General features: G+C 44.4%; 14 protein-coding genes. 10 read left to right on the forward strand and 4 right to left on the reverse strand.

Features of this window, described 5'->3' with window-relative positions; all coding sequences use genetic code 11:
- Nucleotides 1-246 precede the first annotated feature (246 nt).
- Entirely contained in the window at nucleotides 247-852 is a 606-nt protein-coding gene (locus U1I11_RS09595; protein ID WP_322905875.1) for an undecaprenyl-diphosphatase, read from the forward strand.
- Between the two features lie 508 nt (nucleotides 853-1,360).
- Here the strand turns inward: U1I11_RS09595 and U1I11_RS09600 are convergent.
- The gene (locus U1I11_RS09600) at nucleotides 1,361-1,711 is read right to left on the reverse strand and encodes a DUF3243 domain-containing protein (RefSeq protein ID WP_322905876.1); all 351 of its coding nucleotides are present in this window, start codon (nucleotides 1,709-1,711) and stop codon (nucleotides 1,361-1,363) included.
- A gap of 973 nt (nucleotides 1,712-2,684) precedes the next feature.
- Here U1I11_RS09600 and U1I11_RS09605 point away from each other — a divergent pair.
- Nucleotides 2,685-3,269 carry a hypothetical protein gene (locus U1I11_RS09605; RefSeq protein WP_322905877.1) on the forward strand — a complete coding sequence of 195 codons (585 nt, stop codon included), beginning with the start codon at nucleotides 2,685-2,687 and terminating at the stop codon, nucleotides 3,267-3,269.
- Nucleotides 3,270-3,528: 259 nt separating this feature from the next.
- Nucleotides 3,529-4,068 carry a hypothetical protein gene (locus U1I11_RS09610; protein WP_322905878.1) on the forward strand — a complete coding sequence of 180 codons (540 nt, stop codon included), beginning with the start codon at nucleotides 3,529-3,531 and terminating at the stop codon, nucleotides 4,066-4,068.
- A gap of 472 nt (nucleotides 4,069-4,540) precedes the next feature.
- Here the strand turns inward: U1I11_RS09610 and mprF are convergent, their stop codons facing one another.
- The gene (mprF, locus tag U1I11_RS09615; RefSeq protein ID WP_322905879.1) at nucleotides 4,541-7,189 is read right to left on the reverse strand and encodes a bifunctional lysylphosphatidylglycerol flippase/synthetase MprF; all 2,649 of its coding nucleotides are present in this window, start codon (nucleotides 7,187-7,189) and stop codon (nucleotides 4,541-4,543) included.
- A 960-nt stretch (nucleotides 7,190-8,149) separates the two neighbouring features.
- Here mprF and U1I11_RS09620 point away from each other — a divergent pair.
- Both U1I11_RS09620 and U1I11_RS09625 read left to right on the forward strand, forming a co-directional pair.
- On the forward strand, nucleotides 8,150-9,085 hold the full coding sequence (locus tag U1I11_RS09620; RefSeq protein WP_322905880.1) for a cellulose binding domain-containing protein: 936 nt from the start codon (nucleotides 8,150-8,152) through the stop codon (nucleotides 9,083-9,085).
- Between the two features lie 887 nt (nucleotides 9,086-9,972).
- Nucleotides 9,973-10,839 (forward strand): VOC family protein, encoded by an 867-nt coding sequence (locus tag U1I11_RS09625; protein WP_322905881.1) that lies wholly within the window; start codon nucleotides 9,973-9,975, stop codon nucleotides 10,837-10,839.
- A gap of 567 nt (nucleotides 10,840-11,406) precedes the next feature.
- Here U1I11_RS09625 and U1I11_RS09630 read toward each other — a convergent pair.
- Together U1I11_RS09630 and U1I11_RS09635 are read right to left on the reverse strand one after the other, a co-directional pair.
- Nucleotides 11,407-11,826 (reverse strand): DUF4190 domain-containing protein, encoded by a 420-nt coding sequence (locus tag U1I11_RS09630; RefSeq protein WP_322905882.1) that lies wholly within the window; start codon nucleotides 11,824-11,826, stop codon nucleotides 11,407-11,409.
- Nucleotides 11,827-12,031: 205 nt separating this feature from the next.
- A complete protein-coding gene (locus U1I11_RS09635) occupies nucleotides 12,032-12,487 on the reverse strand; it encodes an IDEAL domain-containing protein (RefSeq protein ID WP_322905883.1) in 456 nt (151 codons plus the stop codon).
- A 223-nt stretch (nucleotides 12,488-12,710) separates the two neighbouring features.
- Between U1I11_RS09635 and U1I11_RS09640 the strand changes: the two genes are divergently transcribed.
- The 5 genes from U1I11_RS09640 to U1I11_RS09660 all read left to right on the forward strand — a co-directional run bounded on the left by U1I11_RS09640 (nucleotide 12,711) and on the right by U1I11_RS09660 (nucleotide 17,899).
- Entirely contained in the window at nucleotides 12,711-13,223 is a 513-nt protein-coding gene (locus U1I11_RS09640; protein ID WP_322905884.1) for a mismatch-specific DNA-glycosylase, read from the forward strand.
- Between the two features lie 330 nt (nucleotides 13,224-13,553).
- Nucleotides 13,554-14,141, forward strand: a complete 588-nt coding sequence (locus U1I11_RS09645; protein ID WP_322905885.1) for a TetR/AcrR family transcriptional regulator — start codon at nucleotides 13,554-13,556, stop codon at nucleotides 14,139-14,141.
- Nucleotides 14,142-14,227: 86 nt separating this feature from the next.
- Nucleotides 14,228-15,709, forward strand: a complete 1,482-nt coding sequence (locus U1I11_RS09650; protein WP_322906189.1) for an MDR family MFS transporter — start codon at nucleotides 14,228-14,230, stop codon at nucleotides 15,707-15,709.
- A 702-nt stretch (nucleotides 15,710-16,411) separates the two neighbouring features.
- Entirely contained in the window at nucleotides 16,412-17,029 is a 618-nt protein-coding gene (locus U1I11_RS09655) for a flavin reductase family protein (protein ID WP_322905886.1), read from the forward strand.
- 51 nt (nucleotides 17,030-17,080) lie between these two features.
- Nucleotides 17,081-17,899, forward strand: coding sequence for a uroporphyrinogen-III synthase (locus tag U1I11_RS09660; RefSeq protein ID WP_322905887.1), 819 nt, complete (start codon nucleotides 17,081-17,083; stop codon nucleotides 17,897-17,899).
- Nucleotides 17,900-17,923 lie beyond the last annotated feature (24 nt).

Raw genomic sequence — 17,923 nt, forward strand, 5'->3', positions numbered from 1 at the left:
CATTAATTTTACGTAAACTTTACACAAAGTTGATCTATACGCCAGACTGCTTTACAATTTTACAGGGCATCATTACATATGTGCCTCTGGGATGTACACAAGTGGCGAGTGATTCACTCTATACTATGAACCGCTTCAATCGTGAACAGAGCTGCTTCTATAGCGCTGCACTCGTATCGGGTGCTAAGTTTGTGTATACGACCAGATGAGATCAGATGCTGAATCGTTCAGCAGAAGGGATGTACGATGAAACATATGGATGAACTGTTATTTTTGTGGATCAACAGCGGTGCAGAGCGATTAGCTTTTTTGAATCCGTTGATGGTGTTTTTGTCTAAGTATGCGGTTGTGTTTTTTATAATCGGAGCGCTTGTATATTGGTTTACAAGGGCGCGTGCTGATCGACGGATGATTAGCGAAGCGCTTGTGTCCGTAATTATTGGTTTCACAGTAAGTTGGTTGTTGGGAGAGATGATCTACCGGGATCGTCCGTTTGTAACACTGCATGGACAGGCGATTCAGCTTATATCACATGCGGCAAATGCTTCATTTCCTAGCGATCATGCACTTGGATCATTCATTATTGCAATGACGATCTGGCAATTCCGCCGTCGTGCCGGTTGGCTATGGTTGCTGCTAGCATTTGCAATTGCATTTAGCCGTGTATGGACAGGTGTTCATTATCCGGGGGATGTGCTGGCAGGTGCACTGATCGGCATTTTGGTTTCGGTGCTTGTACACCGTTTATTTACACGTATTTCACTGGCAAGTAATTTGCTGGAACTTGGTATTTATTGGTATGAACGGATTGAACGTAAAATTTGGCGGCAACGAGGTTACCGTAATCATTAATAAGCTGTCCGGCTTGAAATCGTTCATGACAAGACAACTCATCGCTTCTTAAAAGTTGGATAGTGTAACGCTTGATGCGAACAGGCAAATTGCTTCAACAGATAACACAATGAAACACGTCTTGCACCCAAGTGTGCAGGCGTGTTTTTGGTTTGTTTGAACAAGTTAGGGACATGAATATTTTAAAATTAACTTCTATATATTACTTTGATCATGTTAAATGTCAGCATAGATTATGTGCTTTCATGTCCCAATCGCCTATAATATCGCCAATTCAGAAGAAGGAATACATGCGTTACAGTACGTTATATTATATGCCGAAATGTGTGTAATTTGGCGTTTAAGGAATAGCCAACGGCTGTCCTGACTTTATAGTCAAACAAAAAGACGGATTCCAAGTGTCCTTGAAAACCGTCTGTATTAAAGCTGGCGTTGTATTGTAAGCGATACTATTGCGCTCCTTAACAGCGTTAGCTGCTGATGAGCGAGGCAATATTCATTCATTTATTTATTTATTTTCGTTCGACTTCACCATTTTGACAAGCAGATGGGCAAGTTTATGGCGTTCTTCTTCATCGCCTACTTTCCACAGCTCATACAGCAATTGCTCCTCATTGTTTTGCGGTTCTTCGTGTTTGGCTAAATAATCAGCGATTTTTTGCGCCACTTTGGCAATACTTTCTTCGCCTAAGCCAATACTCTCCGCCATATGGATTCTTTTACCAAGATAACTACGGAAATGTTCAAAATCGTCCAAAATCTGTTTCTTACGTTCGTCGCTCATCCGGTCGATTACCGGTTCCACCTTGTCTGTAGCCACTTCTCCAGATTTGTTTACGATATGCGGTTGTTCTGTCATGTTGTTCATCCTCCTCTATCGTTGTAGGTGTGTTCATTTCCTGTACTCTATTAACCTTACAGCTGGCGGCTAATCGGATATAATAACAATGATTGTTCATAAATGCACTACTATGTTGTTAGTAGATGTATATTTTTTGGAATTTGGATAATTTCGACAAAATGAAACATTGTTATGAACATATAAATATTAAATCGGGATGAAAATGTCAGTAGATCATAAAGGAAATAAAGCTGAATGCACAATTACGTAAAACCGGACTGGAGGATATCTTTAAACGGTTATGCTCGCCATTTCATCGCTAGAAATGGTCGCGGTTGTCGTATTTTAAATAAAATGCGTGTTACATATGGCATAATCTAATGCTAATCAAACGCAACGGATTGCTTCAAAACAGTTTGAACATATGCCCGATATAAGCTCTAGGCAAAATGAAGCGAGAAATATACAAAAATTGCGTGCCATTTGATCGATTTATATGCTAAAACATAGCGCCAAAATAAATAAATTCAACCAATAAATTCAACTTAAAATCGATAACAACAAGGCAAATCAGCATATTAGGGGTGGTTTTAGAACCTGGTATTAATTTTGTCAATTAGAATTAACATTATTGCAACCAATTCATCTAGCAACCAGTGTATAGTGAAACTATCAACAAGCGCAGCGGCAACATTACAGTCAAGCCGCATAACAAGTTACCGAAATAGCAAATGGAAAATTTGCATGGTTCTGGCACTCAATGTTGTGGTTAATAACTGTTACGGCAGTAACCTAAAACAGATCACCTACATGATGCAACATTTTATAAACAGGATGCGTTTATAACAGAGAAGACGCCAACAGCACATGGAAAGCAAAGAATACATATTCCACCGCTTTCCGATCCAAATTAAAACAGATCGAAAATGGTAATGAAGTTTCCTGGCATGTGCCAGACTGATCGACCATTGAGAGAAGGGGAGATGCAGCGATGATGAAAACAATGATGGGTATACTGGGAGCAGGTGCTGCTTCTTTAATCTTTTTGACGTCGGCCAGTGTCGGTACAGCAACACCGGAAGCGATGGCAAAAGCTCCAACCGTACAAGCAGCTACCGTTACGACAAGTGTAGCCAAAGACACGTACAGTGATACGACGCCTGCGGATGGCACTTTTACCGTATTTATTAACAAAATTGATCGTGACAACAAGGGTAGCTACAAATTGACGATCGATCCGATTAACTGGTACACCGGTGAAGCTGCCAACAAAATGTTTGCCAAAGATAACCCTGAAAATGCCGATATGGGTGCACCAGACGGTTATTATATCGTCAATGATGATACCCGTACGTATGATTATACAGCACCAGAAAGTGCACAAGTGTTGATGCAAATTTATGATCATACTGGACGTTGGGAAGATATCGATACAAACTGGAACGAGCCAGTCAGCATGTCCAAGCTAAGAGCGATTTTCCAAAAACCTGATCTGCTTGATCCTACCGTATTCCCTTATCATATTACGGTGAAAAACGGTGAAATCGTCAAGATCGTACAGCAATTTATCCCATAAGCACAACGATCAAGTGCCGGACAAACGTTTTAATCGTATGTACAGCTTGTATTTATTGTAGGGATCGTCGCTCCGGCTATATAGAAATGCCGGACGGATGATCCCTTTTTTATTATGTGATGTAGTTATCGATAGGCAAAATTTTATTCGCGGCGCATAATCTGGTATGATGCTAATGGATGTTCTTTTGCCTGGTTGCCAAATACAAAGCAACTTTTACAGGCATAATGCGTTACACTATTGAGGAGGTGTATTTACGATGCAACGAAATATTCAATCATTCATCAGACGCAGTCCGTTTGCATTGCTGCTATTGATGGGAATTGTGTTGCTTGCAGCCTGTGGCAATCAGGCACAGCAGCAGCCCGCAGCAAGTTCTGCCAACACAAACGGCAACACGGACACTGAAGTTACGACACCACAGGATACGAACGAGACTACTCCAGCGGATAACAGTTCTACCGCCGGAACCGGAGAAGAAAGCACGGCATCTCCTGAAACGAGCACAGGCACAACAAATGAAGAAGGAACAACAAAAGGCACAACCGATACGTCAACAGGAGATCAAGCTGAAGTTACTCATGTTGCCAGCGGTACATTTTCCGGCTTGGCAGATGAGCATTCTGCGGAAATTATGGTAGACGGTAAACCGGTTGTATATCAGCTGACTGACAGTATCGCTGATGCGGCTAGCAAGCTGAAAGAAGGCTCTGAAATTACGTTCAAATATACGGAGAAGCCTGTGCCTAATGATGCTTCAACGATGGTAAGAACGATCGTAGAGCTGAAAAGCAAGTAATCAAACTAATCCGATGCAATCATCGCTCCGCTAGGCTAAACAAAATGCTGGCTACGGAAGATGGAATATGCATATTGGCGCGGCATATGTGCCGTATAAAGCTCAGTAACTGCAAATAGTAAGCCCTGTGTACCGATGATGTTTGGCGTACACAGGGCTTTTTTTTGTGCTATTGGATTATGCAGTCGTTGTATAATTTTAGCAAGTACGCTCTATCCCCAAAAATCTCCTACTTCAATCAGACCGCAAAGTCGATCAATGCGGGACAAGTCAATAACCGAATACGGCACATATAAAGATAGAAATATGCCTATTTGCAACAAGCGGACTCAGATGAACTAACATACATATAAAATGACGATAGCATAACGATAGCCCTTCACGATCAAAGTGAAGGGCTATCGATTAATGGTTAGTACATCAAAGTTAACAATTACAATTAACAGGAGCAACGTACTCATTGCTCATACTGTTAATTCGTCGATTCGACGGATATCGGGCGACGCGATACGAGACGCACCAAATCGATCGTCAAAATCGGCAACGGCATGCCGGCAGGATAGGCGAGATAACGTGCTTCCCATTCCGGCGAAAACTTTTCTTTGTAACGTCGTAAACCTTCAAACCCGTACCAGTGTCCGCCGTATTGGAATACGAGTCGTGCCAGCTTTTCCTCACGGTGAGCATTGGCATTTTCACCGACACTTGATAATGGTGACATGCCGAGGTTGAAATAAGCATATCCACTTTCTTTTGCCCATTCGATCAAGCGCACAAACAGTACATCCATCGTGCCATTTGGCGTTTCGTTTAGATGGCGCATCAGGTCAATCGAGATCACTTGATGGTTATCGTAAGCAGGAGCAAGGGTGGCGAACGCCAATATACGACCCTCCGCTTCGCGTAATAATGCGATCGGTCCTTGTTGCAAATACGATTCTTTGAACCAGCCGAGCGAATACGCTTTTTCTTTGCGATCGCCTAGCCATTCATTGGAAATCGTACGCAGCTCAGCTAGCAGTTCGGCAGAGAAAGGCGGCTGTAACACTTCAAAATGCTGTCCTTCGCGCTCGGATTTGTTTTTGGCTGTGCGCAAACCTTGATTGCTTTTGCCGGACAGTGTGAACTTATCCAGCGGTACAAGCGCTTCTTCACCAAGCTTGAAAAAGTTATAACCATTCTCATGATAAATGGACAAATATTCCGGTGACGCTTGGTAAAAAACTGCTGTTAACGCATAATGATCGGCATAGCGCTGAAATTCCTGAATTGCCTCACCGACCAGCGTTTTATCTCCGATCGGATCACCGAGCACGACTAACTTATCGCGGACGCGTGCGTAAGGAATAAGTACGCGGTCTGCCTGTGCCCAATAAAAACTTTTATCGCCCAAATACAATAAATGGGACAGTAAATTGCCGTGCTCATGTTTTAAAAATTCACGTAGCTTATCCAGTTCGGCATTATCCGGCGTATGCTCAATATGACGATTCGGACGCAATGCAAAAATAGCCGCAAGCAGCACAAGTGCGCTAATGAAAGCGATAACTGCTGTGACCGCATATTCGTGCGGATCGAGGAACCATTGTTGTGCTCGTGCCGGGAGATGTCGTAGCAGCTTTGGATGAATTTGCGCGCCAACGAGATAATAAGACAATGATGAGATAAACGCAAGCACAACCCAAATACCGACACTACGCGGTGACAGACTGGCGCTTTCGCGATTAAAGCGTGCGCGCGATACCCACAAAATAATCGCAACTACGAGCAAAATGATCGCTTCTTCGTAATCAAAACCTTTAGCAAAGGTAAACACAGCGCCGGCGATAAGCAGACCAGCTGTCCATACAAAGGCACGTCGGATACGCAGTGAAATGCCGCGTGAAACGACGATCAGCATAATGCCGATTACAACCGATAATTGTTCGGAAAAGCGCATCAATGGCAAGGACAGTATATTTTCCATAAAGCGTAGGCGGCTAATTAGACCGGGCGTTGCCGCTGACAGCAGCAAGATAATCCCACTCGCCAGCACGAGCTTGCCAAGTGCCCAGGCACCCAAATCACCGAGCAAGCCAAATTGTGACGGCCAGCCCCAAAATTTGATCCACGCGTTACGCGATGAATCGACACTGTTTGTAATCATATCTTTCATTTGATCGCGGCTTGGACTAATTTCAAAAGCAGACAGCACCAAACCGATTAACCACGGAATAAGGAAATAAAAAATACGGAATAACAGTAGTGCCGTAATGGCTGGTGTAGCGTCGATACCGAGCGTTTGCAAACCGAGCAGTGCGGTCAGGTCAAATGCACCAATTCCGCCCGGAGCCATACTAATAATCCCGGCAATCGCGGCAACGATATATACACCGATCACCGAAGCAAATGGCAGATGCTCTAAATCATGATAAATAATGAGCCAGAACAAGACGGCTGCACATGCCCACTCCAGAAATGAAGCGATCACCGAAGCGATGACAACTTTCCACGGTAGTTTGCCATCGCCTTTATGGAACCATTTGGCAAATAGCGTTGAGCGCTGCATTAGCAAAAAGAACGGAAGGTACAATGATATGCCCCATACCGCCCAACGTAGCCACGGATGTGCATTAAATAACAGTTCTGCCGGAAAGACGCCGATAATGACAAGCCAGCCGAGAAAAGAGAGACCGACCAAAATGATCGGTGACAGGAACAGCACGGCAGACCCCATCGTTTTGATCGGAACGCCGCTTTTTTTGTACAAAATCGTTCGTAGTCCGACCCCGGTCAAACCGGCAAACCCGATCATATTATTGAACGTATTGGCAATCCATGCATAACGAAATGTCGCTTTCCAATCGACATCGAGCTTGAATTGTCGCCGTAACAAATAGTCGTAGGCGCTCATGGCAGCAACGGCGATAAAAGCGACGACCGAAATTTCCACAATTGCGGATATCGGCATACGCCGTAGCTCAAATAGCACTCTCGCCAAATTAATATGCTGAATTTCCTTACGGCCTTGAATGAAAATAATGACCAGAATCACAAGCGGGATCAATATTTTAATAATTCTTGCCCTAAACAGGGCGGTAAGCAATTGCAGTATTTTTAGCTTGCGCAGCGATTCTCTCATAAGTGTATGAATTCCACCTTTGTCGATATAATTAGCAATTCATTTCGTGGCTTCAAGCTTAAATTAAGTATAATACAGCATGCAAATTGCGGATCAAGCATCACTATGAAACCGATCTTCAACGTGCTTATGTGGTTAGGTTACTCGTATAGTACGATGCAAAGCTGCTTTATGTTGCAGCGATCAGGCATATGATGGCATCGCTGTACGTATGCTATGACCCATCCTTGATATTACATCGGTAATTCATTGCCTAATGATGATGCAATGACTGAAAAACGTCCCTATAAACTTTATATGGACTAGATCGTCAAGGCAACGAACAGAACATCATAGCAGGCAAACGATCCAAGCTTCATTTAGGTGCCAGTTGGCTTTGCGCGGTAGAAGCAGAATTGCCGAGCATGCCGCAACCGCTTAGTAGTAGGGCGGATACGATCATACTTTTATCTATTGTATACTATCCGCCTGTGCATTTTAAATGCGCATCTATAAAAACACGGCTATTGTGGGCATAATTGTACATGCTCTATCATACGGGACGATGCTGCTCTATTGGCTACATTAATGTCATAAATATTTAACGTACATCAAATGTAAAGCCGACGCATGAAAAATGGATGTTTGCGTATCCAAATTTCAGATCGTATAGGACAAATGGAATTGTTATCATCGCCACGATTGCAACTTCAAGGCTATCTGCAATTGATGACAAAAATGTTATAATTCAGACTTGGTGAGTGTTTTATTTGCAATAGTACTGTTTAATAATGCTTCACAAAGGCTCACAAATGAACGTATTTACATGTTATGCATATTGTAAATACGTTCAACTCGTAATAAATTAGGCAAAGGAGGGAGAATACACATATACACATAGAAGTTTTAAGCCAAAATACTTAACAGCATGAATGGCATCAATGCGAGCGTGGTGTTTCACCACAAATTAGATGGAGGTTGATGATGAATATGGTACATTGGTCCAAAAAAGCTTCAGCGGTGTTGGCGGTTTCCATTTTGGCGGCAGGCAGCAGCTTGCTCGCTGCACCAAGTGCAAACGCAGCGATCGAAACGACTCAGGTGATGAACGATATTAAGTGGGACAATACATCCGCACCGGCTGCGCCGAGCAATGTGACCGCACGTTCCGGCTCTAATCAAGTCGTCGTCACTTGGACACCGGTACAAGGTGCATCGAGCTATGAAGTACGTCGATATAATGTTGTAAACAACACCTATGATAGCGTGCAAAGCAATACGTACGCGATGCTGACTACTGGTATTACGGATGCAGTATTTGCAGATACATCAGTTAGCAATGGCAAAATGTATGGTTATGTAGTTGATGCGGTATTGCCAAACGGTCAAAAAACGCAAATGTCCGCGCCGGTGATCGGAGCGCCAGCCGAACAAGCCGGCACTGTCAATCAGTCGCTCGTATTGCAATCGCAAATTAGCAATTCCGGTTCCAGCACGATCAATCCGACAATCAACATTCTCAATACGGGTACACAAGATGTAAACTTAAGCGATATCCGTGTACGTTATTATTTTACTGGGGGTACAGGACTGAATGCGCGTAACATCACATTCAATAAGTTCCCGTTCAACACGAGAAATGTGGAAGCGTATGTTGTAAACATGCCGCAGCCACAAGCAGGTGCAGACAGCTATGTAGAATTGCTATTTAATGCGGAAGCTGGCGTAATTCCGGCTGGCGGCGAAAGTGGGGATATGAGCTTTACGATCCAGAGAATGAGCGGTAATGTAAGTTCTGACTATTCCTACAGCTCCAATACAGCGATGGCGGATAATGCCAAAATCGTTGTCTATTATCAAGGCGGCCCGGTTTGGGGTCATGATCCAGGCGTAAAAGAAAACGACAGAGTGAACTAAGCTCTGTACACGTATTGTTTGTATATGTATAACTTGCGCGTTGTACAGCGCTGCACGTATTCATCAAAAAGCCTTTCATTTTGCTGCGGCAGAGTGAAGGGCTTTTTGCATATCCCACATAACGTTTGTAATCTATACGACCGAAACCGAGGCAATTCAACATAGTTAGGTCATAATGCTGAATGAGAAACTAGGGCGTGTACGTAAACCTGGTATGTTGGAGCAACCCCACTGCGGTACGGAATAAGGGAACGGACTCCCGTCTCATACGGGAATCCACGAATAGGGAGAGACGATAGATTCCCGTGTTCAAAGTAATAAGGTATTTTGCTGCGCAAAAACCTTTTTTTAGTGCCCTCCGTGTTTGGAAACCGCAAACACTGAAGTCGTCCTTATCCTGTATTCCTTCCCGCAGTGAAGTACTTCTCGCAGCATACGAGTTTGCATACACGCCCTAGGTGGTGTCTTCAAACGATGCTACGACTCACTTTATCGTTCACAAAGGTCAGAAATAAGCTCTTGTACAGACAGCTTAGTCTGACGCAAATTACCCGTATCGAACGATCTGTAAAGCAGTTTGAAGACACGCCCTAGTGCGATCACGAGATTAATTTAATTTCTGTATCTCGTTCAAGCTTTTATTCATAACGATTTCAGTACACAATCAAAGCTGAACTTTAACTTGGTTGACGTGTTAGGCTACAAACAAGCTTAGCATGAGATAAAGCTATTACGAATCTGATGGAGACAATCGACCTGATACCTATTCATTTACATAGAGCAATCAAACATGCAATTTCGCTACTTGCATAGTTACTTACAAAATGTTAATATAATTATCAAAAGTAACTAATTAAAAATAACCTCCTTTAGAAAGGGACATGATCATGAATACTTCTATAATCGATCCGGCGCTGGAAATTGGTCTCGTTAGCATTAAAGTCAGCCAATTGGAGCGCTCGCTTGTTTATTATACGGAAGTGATCGGCTTGCAGGTGTTGCGGCAAACGACAACGACCGCAGAGCTGAGTGCTGATGGAGAGACGACGCTATTGATTATTGAGGAAATTGCCAATGCGACTATTCCGCGCCGCCAATCGGTGGCTGGGTTGTATCATTTTGCGATTTTGCTGCCTGATCGCACCAGTCTGGGGCTTGCGCTGCGCAATTTGGTGCAGCATCGTCAACAAGTTGGACAAGGCGATCATCTCGTTAGTGAAGCGTTATATTTGTATGATCCAGACAATAACGGGATTGAGATTTATGCCGACCGTCCCCGTTCCGTCTGGCAAAAAGATGAGCACGGGCACTATATTATGGGCACAGAGCCTGTTGATGTGGACAGCTTGTTAGAGTTGGCAGAAGGACAACCGTGGTATGGATTGCCAGCGGGCACCAAGATCGGTCATGTGCATTTCCACGTATCTAGTCTTGATGAAGCGCGCAAATTTTATGTGGATACATTAGGTTTTGAAATTATGTTGACCGATAATCGCTCGGTGTTGTTTATTTCGGCTGGCGGGTATCATCATCATATGGGGCTGAACATATGGGCTGGTGCAGGTGCGCCCAAAGCGCCTGCGAATTCGACAGGTATCGCTTATTATACGCTGCAAATGCCAGATCAAGCCGCCGTGCAGGCGGTAGCTGAGCGTGTTCAAGTTGCAGGTTTGCCGCTGCAATACGATGGGCAGGAACTATGGATCACCGATCCATCCAACATCCGTATCCGTTTATATGTACCACAAGTATAATTGCCAAATGACAAAAAGAGGACAGCATAACCTACTATGCTGCCCTCTTTTTGTGTATAATGCGATAAGTATTGCTTGACCTAGTAGCTTGTCTCAAATTTATCCAGGGATTGCGTTCGTCTGAATCCTGCACGGTTCAAGCAGGGTTCAGATGGACGTAACCTTACATCTTCCTGAGACAAGTCACTAGTAGCTTGACCGAGTTAAATGTTAATTTTGAGCATGCGCTGGAATGCTGATAAATAATAGCTTGTTCCAGCTTTAATACTCAAATTAATCTCGGTCAGAGTATTAGTAGCTTGACCGTGCTAAATATGGAGTGTAATGTCGTATAGCCTAAAGAAGTTACGGCGTTATGCAGCTATGATCAGCCGTTGGAGTCGATCAGACAGCACCTGTACGCTGGTCAGCCTACTGGGGTTGCGTACACGCCCTCGAGGAGGCGTACCCTTGTTTCGATGTACGAAATCGTTATAGGCTGCTTATCGCAGACGATACTTGTACGACTCATTCAAGCTTTGCCACTCCATAAGATAGATAGTGGCTCGTTCAAGCTAAGCTTACTGCTTAATAAAAATTGGAGTTGTCATTTTGCTGGAAGGTCGGTTCCCAATTGTCTGATCCATTGTTCGAATAATCTTGTAACGAGACACCGATAATAACGACGATAAATATAACGAACAGGATGTGCAGCAATAAGCCGATAATACCGCATACCAATCCGCCAACTGCCATGTTTTTACCATTCAGATGGGAGCGTTGCAATTCCTTAAACGCAAGGATCGCAAAAATGATCGCCAAAATACCGATAATCGCGCCTACACCAGGCAGGAAAAACAGTGAGGCGATCGAGCAAATACCGAGTACAAGCGCAGCGATCGCTTTGCCGCTGTTAGGGCGATACGGATCATAAGGATTATGCTGTCCGTAAGGCGATGGCGTGCCATACGGCGGTTGCGAGTAGTGTGGGGGTTGGTTAGGGTCCATAATGGATGTCCTCCTTTACTATTGTATGTATGTGATGCCCTTAGGCGACAGGTTGTATACGATGTATTCAACCATCTTTTATATCATAGCAACAATTTCGTATAAAAGCATGGGAATTCAGCCGGAATCATAACAAAAGGGCTGTCTTTTGTCGCTTGATCACGATAAGACAGCCCTTGGCGGCATGTATGCTCAATACGGTAATTTACAGTGAACTTGGCAGTGGACGTGTCATCGTTAAATACATTTGCGTCAGTTCATCAAACCATTCTCTGTCTTTGATCACAAGCGCAAGATCAATTAATGCTTTCAGTTGTTCGGCTTCCAGTGTAACATGATCCTGAAAAGAGATTTCGGCGGTTGCTAATATGCTGCCATCTGTTTCCTGTTTCATAAACACGCGGATCGTGCTGTCCATATATTCCTGTCTTAAAAAATAAATCACTTCGCTCATCAAAATCGGACGCGAATGGGTCGGATATACGCAGTCCATTACTTTTACCCAATAATGTTTGTTCGTCAGCTCGACTTCGCCTTCATGGTTTACAAGACGGCTATCTGCTTCAATATGATATTGCAATTCCATCGTCTGCACGGGGAAGTTACGGTTTAATTGTTTATGAAGGACAGCATAAATTTGCTTTTCGTTTAATGTAATCATGCTAATCATTCCTTTGCTAATATTCTCGTTTAGTGTCAAATGTAAAGGTTGGTATCCATCTGTAAAATGTCAGGTGACGATAACTGAAAAATGAAACTTACTTAATTGATAAAATATATCGGTCTATAGTCACAGTTTTTGTAGAGTGTTTTTGTCGAAATACATAAAAAAATGGTGACGATATTGAAAGAATTACATGTTACTTATGAAAGGAGCAAATCATTTGCCTACTATACCTGATCATATTAAGCACGAACTGGACATTTTATTTGTCGGTTTTAATCCAAGTCTTCGTTCTGGTGAAGTGGGACACCATTATGCGAATCCGCGTAATCGCTTCTGGTCTATTTTGTATCGTTCCGGATTGACGCCGCGTTTATATCACCCGGAGGAAGATGGTGATTTGCTGGAACTTGGGTATGGTTTTACGAATATTGTGTCGCGTCCTACGCGTGGAATCGATGATATTTTGCCGGAGGAATATGCGACAGGACGAGTAGAATTGCGCGCAAAGTTGGCATTGTATCGCCCGCGTATCGCCTGTTTTGTCGGTAAAGGGGTGTATACGAAGTATAGTCAGCGCAGTCAGGCACCGTGGGGCATACAGTCCGAATCGGTAACAGAAGGGATAGTGGAATTTGTGGCACCATCATCCAGTGGGCTAGTGCGGATGCCGCTTGATGATATTGTCGATATTTATCGTGAGTTGCAGCAGTATGTGACAGGCAATAGATAAGCTGCCCGTTGGCATACATGCAAATCGATCTTTGATTTCATACAGCGCTAATTATGTGATATTAAAATAATAGACGAAGTAATGGTTTAATTTTGTTTATACAATAGTTTAAATTGTAGATGAATTGACTTTTTGCTCGATTTGCGTTTTAATTATATAGACCGATCGTTATAATCGTGTGCGGGGATGTAGAATCGCTCATACTGATCGTATTCCATATTGATCAACGACAGACCGGTTTGTTCAATGAACATAGCGCTTTAATTTATCCACAAACCGCTATCTGGATGAAGCGATACCGATTAAGTATGCGTTAAAGGAGTGATTTCATTGGGCGAAAAGTCCAATGCCAAGGAACAAATTATCAACACAGCGGCACGTCTTTTTTTTTCGCAAGGATATCATGCAACAGGGCTAAGTCAGATTATTAAGGAAAGTGAGACGCCCAAAGGTTCGTTATATCATTATTTTCCGCAAGGTAAAGAGGAGCTTGCACTCGTCTGTATCGAAAAAGCCAATCTGCATGTGATGGACAAATTTCGGGAAACATTTACTAAGCATGAGAGCACAGGCGATGCAATTCATGATTTTGTATATCAGTTGGCGGTGGAGACCGAGGCAGCAGGTTATACCGGCTTTATTCCGTTCAGTTTTTGGGCTTCGGTGGAAGCGTCTTGTATTAGCGATCGTTTGCGTGTTGCCTGTCAACAAGTGTTTGCCGGCTGGCAGCATATTATCGCGAACCAGTTATTGCAGGAAGGGGCGGATGCAGAAGCGGCACAAAACGCGGCGATTTTGACGCTATCGATGATGGAAGGTGCGCTGATTATTAGCCTGACCAATCAAAATAACAAACCGCTGCTGACGGCTGCACAATATTTGTCCACAGTGATGAAAACGATTCGTCGGCACGGTTAAACTGTGCTTGCTTTGTGCGGCACATAAACGATACACACTACACATAGAGAAACACAATCAAGGAGGATGGGAACGTGGATGCGTCCATGAATCAAGGTTCCAGCGAGAACCAGCAACAAACAAAGCAGTATAAGGCAGTACCGATTTTATTTGCGATGCTGCTGAGCGGTTTTATCGGCTTGTTCGGTGAAACGGCATTGAATGTGGCGATTACGCCGTTGATGGGGCTGTTGCAAGTCGGCCCGACGACAATCCAGTGGCTGACGACCGGCTACTTGCTCGTAATGGGTATTTTGGTGCCAGTGTCCGGTTTGCTGCTGCAATGGTTTACGACACGGCAACTGTTTACAACATCGCTACTGTTTTCAATTGCCGGTACGATCGTGGCGGCGCTGTCGCCTACATTTGAAGTGTTAATGATGGCGCGTTTGCTGCAAGCGGTCGGTACAGCGCTATTGCTGCCGTTAATGTTTAATACGATTTTGGTTATTTTTCCGATCGAAAAACGCGGCTCGGCAATGGGTCTGATCGGGCTTGTCATTATGTTTGCACCGGCGAGTGGCCCGGCGATTTCCGGTTTGATTTTGGCGAATTTGTCGTGGCATTTTATTTTCTGGATTTCGCTGCCGTTTTTTATCATTTCGTTATTGTTCGGTTGGCGTTTCCTGCCGAACATTTCCAAGCTGACTAAGCCAAAAATTGATGTGTTATCGATCGTACTGTCAACGCTTGGCTTTGGCGGTATCGTTTATGGATTTAGCAGTGCAGGTGGTCATGGTGCGAGCGGAAGTGGTTGGAGTAGTCCAATCGTGATCATTACCCTTGTGATCGGTATCGTATCGTTGTTGCTGTTCAGCATCCGTCAATTGCGGATGGAGCAACCGATGATCGATCTGCGTGCATTCCGTTACCCGATGTTTACGATCGGTCTGCTGCTCGTATTTATTTGTATGATGATCATTTTGTCGTCGATGCTAATTTTGCCGATGTATTTGCAACAAGGGATGGCGCTCAGTGCATTAACCGCTGGTCTCGTACTGTTGCCAGGCAGTCTGCTTAACGGCTTCCTGTCTCCGGTTATGGGCAGACTGTTTGATAAATTTGGTCCGAAATGGCTCGTTACGATCGGTCTTGTTGTCGTCGCTGCTGTATTGTTCCTGTATACAGGCATTCACTCGACTACACCGATTGCGGTTATCGTTACGCTGCATATTTTTATGATGGTCGGCATTTCGATGATTATGATGCCTGCACAAACGAATGGTCTCAACCAGTTGCCGAGCCACTTTTATCCGCATGGTACGGCAATTATGAACACATTACAGCAAGTTGCTGGTGCAATCGGCACCGCACTTGCCGTTAGCATTTTGAGCGCCGGACAGAGCGGTTACTTAAGCGGTGTCGCTGATCCGGCAAGCACAACGAACCAGCTTGCCGCCTTTACGACTGGTGTCCAACACGCCTTTATTTTCGCTATGATTTTGGCGGTAGTCGGTCTGCTGTTCTCATTCTTTATTAAACGCGTCCGCGTTGGAAAGCAAGCCGGTATGCCAAGTTCAGGGCATTAAGAACAGGCTGGCGCAGTATAGCGTACACAATGCAGCACAACTGTCGATCTTGGTCGGTATATGGATGTAGATGTAGCTACTAGCATGTGTCAGATCGATGGATGGTAGGTTTAGCTACTATTGGCTTGCTTATGCATTATGCATATGCCCACATCCGTTCAACTTGATTTTATTTAAGGCAGAGCGCTATAAACATACTATGGATGGACATTATGCTGAGCTTACCTGTTGTATCGTTTGCTGAATTGAATGAATACCGCGCCTTGCAGATGGTAATATCTGTGATGCGCGGTATTTTATTTAGTGCGGTCATATTGCGAGGAGGATTTTAATGACACATATAGCTTTAATTTAATTAAAATAAAACATTAACCGTCTTATACGCTCATCCTTAAAGCAACTACATACCGCTAAAGCTGATTATGTTTAATCAGCTGCTTTTGGTTTTAAGCCTTAACTGGCTATGATTCGCTGTTATGACAGAGAATGATGATAAGAGTTGCTTTTACGAAATGTGAATTTTTGTTATGCTAAATAAAATTTAAGGCGTGTACGCAAATTCATATGATGAAAGCAGTGGTTGGTATTTCCCCACATATCGTATGCGTACACATATTAATACGCAGTAAGCGTACATGTGAAATGATTACGACAGCATGATACAACAACGATCCATTGATCGATTACAGGAGGCATATGAGGATGATTACTATTGATCCACAAACTATTTCGACTTTACAAAATTATAAGCTCGTAACCGGCTCGGTTGTGCCGCGTCCGATTGCATGGGTTAGTACGTTGACAGAGAGCGGCGTAATCAATGTAGCGCCGTTTAGTTATTTTAATATCGTCGCCTCTGATCCGCCGATCGTGTCGGTATCGGTAGCACGCCGTGAAGGGCAGATGAAAGATACGGCGCGCAATGCGATTACAGGTGGGGAGCTGGTCATTCATATCGTTAGCGAGCATTTGACCGAAGAAATGAACCGTACCGGTTCGACGCTGCCGCCGGATCAAAGTGAGCTAGAGCTAACAAGTCTTAGCACCGTGCCAAGTGATCGTATCGCTGTACCAGGTATTCGCGAGGCGCTTGTGCGGTTTGAATGTAAATTGGAGCAGCATATTCCGATTAAAAATGATGCAGGTGATGTGTCCAATGATCTCCTGTTAGCACGAATCGTATGTTATCATTTTGATGAAAAGATTGTGGATACCGACAAATATTATGTGCATACCGATGAACTTAAACCGGTAGCGCGTATTGCCGGCAACGAGTATGCACGATTGACAGAACCATTTGTCGTGGAGCGTCCGCTCTGATCGAGCTGGCGTTTGTACGGTAAGCGTGTTATAGACAGAGGGGGAGCAGCAGTGTCTAAACCATTGGCAGGCAAAACGATTGTTATCGCTGGCTCACGCAAGCTGGACGAGATGACAACATTAATTGAACGGCAGCAAGGAACCGCAATCGTTCGTTCGTTGCAAGGAATGACCTTGTTCAAAGAAGCAGAAATGCAGCAGGAGCTATACAGGCTGATCGAGACGCCGCCGCACTGGATAGTATTTACAACCGGGATCGGTACGACAGCGTTGTTTGAGGCGGCAGATCGTCTTGGGATCGGGGAAGCTTTCCGAGCCGCTGTAAGGCAGGCGCGGATTGCGATTCGCGGCTACAAAACGTACAACGCGCTCAAAGCGGAACAGCTCGCTCCGGATGTGCGTGATTCGGACGGCACTGTACATGGGCTGGAACAGCAGCTGGATGAGGTGGATTTGAGCGGTGCGGACATCTGGGTACAACTGCATGGTGAACCGGCGCCTGAACTGGTGCAATTTTTGCTTGACAAAGGGGCGCAGCATGTGCACACATTGCTGCCATATCTGAATATACCGCCAGAGCAACAGACGCTCGCCCAGCTTCGCCAAGAAATTGCAGATGCGAGCGTGGATGCGATCTGTTTTACAACGGCGGTACAAGTGCGCAATCTGTTTGCCAGTGCGCGTGAATTTGGTTATGAAGCGTTGTTGCGTGAGCGACTGCATGGGCCGATCGTTGCGGTTTCGGTCGGTAAAGTGACTTCACAGGCGCTGGAGCAAGCAGGCATCAGCCGCATTATCGCCCCGGAAAATGAGCGCATGGGCGCGATGATTATCGAAATGTGCCGCTATTATGAGCAGCAGTCCGTATAGGGCTGCTGTTTTTGCTACGGATAG

Source organism: Paenibacillus campi (assembly GCF_034659835.1).
Classification (GTDB): Bacteria; Bacillota; Bacilli; order Paenibacillales; family Paenibacillaceae; genus Saccharibacillus; species Saccharibacillus campi.